Annotated in this window: 6 protein-coding genes; all 6 read left to right on the forward strand. The window is 55.6% G+C overall.

The window, feature by feature from the left end; genetic code table 11:
- Window positions 1–639 (forward strand): flagellar motor switch protein FliM (gene fliM, locus AB7E14_RS22615; protein WP_428169997.1); only part of this gene is annotated, 639 nt, incomplete at its 5' end.
- A complete protein-coding gene (fliN, locus tag AB7E14_RS22620; protein WP_042318274.1) occupies window positions 636–1,049 on the forward strand; it encodes a flagellar motor switch protein FliN in 414 nt (137 codons plus the stop codon). The genes fliM and fliN, both read left to right, overlap by 4 nt.
- Entirely contained in the window at window positions 1,049–1,426 is a 378-nt protein-coding gene (gene fliO, locus AB7E14_RS22625) for a flagellar biosynthetic protein FliO (protein WP_316961841.1), read from the forward strand. The genes fliN and fliO overlap by 1 nt, the downstream gene beginning before the upstream one ends.
- A complete protein-coding gene (gene fliP / locus AB7E14_RS22630) occupies window positions 1,426–2,163 on the forward strand; it encodes a flagellar type III secretion system pore protein FliP (RefSeq protein ID WP_043000284.1) in 738 nt (245 codons plus the stop codon). Before fliO ends, fliP begins: the two co-directional genes overlap by 1 nt.
- Window positions 2,164–2,172: 9 nt before the next feature.
- Complete coding sequence (fliQ, locus tag AB7E14_RS22635; protein WP_044257593.1) at window positions 2,173–2,442, forward strand: flagellar biosynthesis protein FliQ; 270 nt, start codon at window positions 2,173–2,175, stop codon at window positions 2,440–2,442.
- An 8-nt stretch (window positions 2,443–2,450) separates the two neighbouring features.
- Window positions 2,451–2,689, forward strand: a 239-nt coding sequence (locus tag AB7E14_RS22640) for a flagellar biosynthetic protein FliR (protein WP_428169998.1), incomplete at its 3' end; no start/stop codon positions are given.

Raw genomic sequence — 2,689 nt, forward strand, 5'->3', positions numbered from 1 at the left:
GTGTTCATTGCGGTGGATAACCTGTTCGGCGGCGACGGGCGTTTCCCGACCAAAGTAGAAGGTCGTGAATTCACCCACACCGAACAGCGCGTCATCAACCGCATGCTGAAACTGGCGCTGGAAGGTTATAGCGACGCATGGAAGGCGATCAATCCGCTGGAAGTGGAGTACGTGCGTTCTGAAATGCAGGTGAAGTTTACCAACATCACCACGTCACCGAACGATATCGTGGTCAATACCCCTTTCCACGTCGAGATTGGCAACCTGACCGGTGAGTTCAACATCTGTTTGCCGTTCAGCATGATTGAACCGCTGCGCGAACTGCTGGTGAACCCGCCGCTGGAAAACTCCCGCAATGAAGATCAGAACTGGCGCGACAATCTGGTGCGTCAGGTTCAACACTCCGAGCTGGAGCTGGTGGCGAACTTTGCCGATATTCCGCTGCGCCTTTCTCAGATATTAAAACTGCAACCCGGCGATGTGCTGCCAATAGAAAAACCAGACCGCATTATTGCTCATGTGGACGGTGTACCTGTACTGACCAGCCAATACGGCACGGTTAACGGCCAGTATGCGTTACGCGTGGAACATTTGATTAACCCGATTTTGAATTCGCTGAATGAGGAACAGCCCAAATGAGTGACATGAATAATCCGTCTGATGAGAACACTGGCGCATTGGACGATCTGTGGGCTGACGCGTTGAACGAGCAAAAAACCACGACCAGCAAAAGTGCGGCCGACGCCGTTTTCCAGCAGCTTGGCGGTGGCGATGTCAGCGGCACGCTGCAGGATATCGACCTGATCATGGATATTCCGGTCAAACTGACCGTTGAATTGGGCCGCACGCGGATGACCATTAAAGAGCTGCTGCGTCTGACGCAGGGTTCCGTGGTGGCGCTGGACGGCCTGGCGGGTGAACCGCTGGATATCCTGATCAACGGCTATCTGATCGCCCAGGGTGAAGTGGTGGTCGTGGCCGATAAATACGGTGTACGCATTACCGACATCATCACCCCGTCCGAGCGTATGCGTCGTCTGAGTCGTTAATCATGAAAACCCAGGCCACCGTTCAACAGCCTTCTGCCGTACCGGGCTCGCCTTTGATGCAGGTAAGCGGCGCGCTGTTGGGGATTATCCTGTTGATCCTGGTAGCCGCCTGGGTAATCAAGCGCCTGGGTTTTGCGCCGAAAGGCGGCAGTACGCGCGGCCTGAAAGTCTCCGCCAGTACCTCATTGGGTCCGCGCGAGCGGGTGGTGATTGTGGATGTTGAGGATGCACGGCTGGTGCTTGGCGTCACGGCGTCAACCATCAATGTGCTGCATACCCTCCCCCCAGCCCCTGTCGTGCCAGAAGAGACGTCGTCTGCTCCTGCCGATTTTCAGGCCATGATGAAGAGTTTGCTTAAGCGTTCCGGGAGATCCTGATGCGTCGTTTGTTATCCCTTACGCTGACCGGTCTATGGCTTATCAGCCCCGCCGCGCTGGCGCAACTTCCTGGTCTGGTGAGCCAACCGCTGCCCGGCGGCGGTCAAAGCTGGTCGCTCCCCGTACAGACGCTGGTCTTCATCACCTCGCTGACCTTTATTCCGGCTATTTTGCTGATGATGACCAGCTTCACCCGCATCATCATCGTCTTCGGTCTGCTGCGTAATGCGCTCGGTACACCGTCCGCACCGCCAAACCAGGTGCTGCTGGGACTGGCGCTTTTCTTGACCTTTTTCATCATGTCGCCGGTCATCGACAAGATTTATGTTGAGGCCTATCAACCGTTCAGCGAAGAGAAAATCTCGATGCAGGAAGCGCTGGACAAAGGCGCACAGCCGCTACGTGAATTTATGCTGCGCCAGACCCGCGAAGCCGATCTGGCCCTGTTCGCCCGTCTGGCAAACAGCGGTCCGCTTCAGGGGCCAGAAGCGGTACCGATGCGCATTTTGCTACCTGCCTATGTGACCAGCGAGCTGAAAACCGCGTTCCAGATTGGCTTTACGATTTTCATCCCTTTCCTGATTATCGACCTGGTGATCGCCAGCGTGCTGATGGCGCTGGGGATGATGATGGTTCCCCCGGCAACCATTGCCCTCCCATTCAAACTGATGTTGTTCGTGCTGGTTGATGGCTGGCAACTGCTGGTGGGTTCGCTTGCACAAAGTTTCTACAGTTAGAGGCGAAAGATGACACCCGAATCGGTCATGATGATTGGCACTGAGGCCATGAAAGTTGCCCTCGCGCTTGCCGCCCCCCTGCTGCTGGTCGCACTGGTGACGGGGCTTATCATCAGTATTTTACAGGCCGCCACGCAGATTAACGAAATGACGCTGTCGTTTATCCCGAAAATCGTGGCGGTGTTTACCGCGATTATCGTGGCCGGTCCGTGGATGCTGAATTTGCTGCTGGATTACGTGCGCACGCTGTTCACCAACCTGCCATACATCATCGGGTAAGACGACGGATGTTGCAGGTAACCAGCGATCAATGGCTGCAGTGGCTGAGCCTCTATTTCTGGCCGCTGCTGCGCGTACTGGCGCTAATTACTACCGCTCCGATCCTCAGTGAACGTGCCGTCCCCAAACGGGTAAAGCTGGGGCTGGGGATCATTATTACCCTCGTCATTGCCCCTTCGTTGCCGCCTAACGACGTGCCAATTTTTTCGTTTAATGCGTTATGGCTGGCGATGCAGCAAATTCTGAT

This window comes from Citrobacter sp., from assembly GCF_050252275.1.
GTDB classification, from domain to species: Bacteria; Pseudomonadota; Gammaproteobacteria; order Enterobacterales; family Enterobacteriaceae; genus Citrobacter_A; species Citrobacter_A amalonaticus.

Coding starts and splice junctions, on each gene's coding strand:
- fliN (WP_042318274.1), top strand. CDS start 636: ATGAGTGACATGAATAATCCGTCTGATGAGAACACTGGCGCATTGGAC.
- fliP (WP_043000284.1), top strand. CDS start 1,426: ATGCGTCGTTTGTTATCCCTTACGCTGACCGGTCTATGGCTTATCAGC.
- fliQ (WP_044257593.1), top strand. CDS start 2,173: ATGACACCCGAATCGGTCATGATGATTGGCACTGAGGCCATGAAAGTT.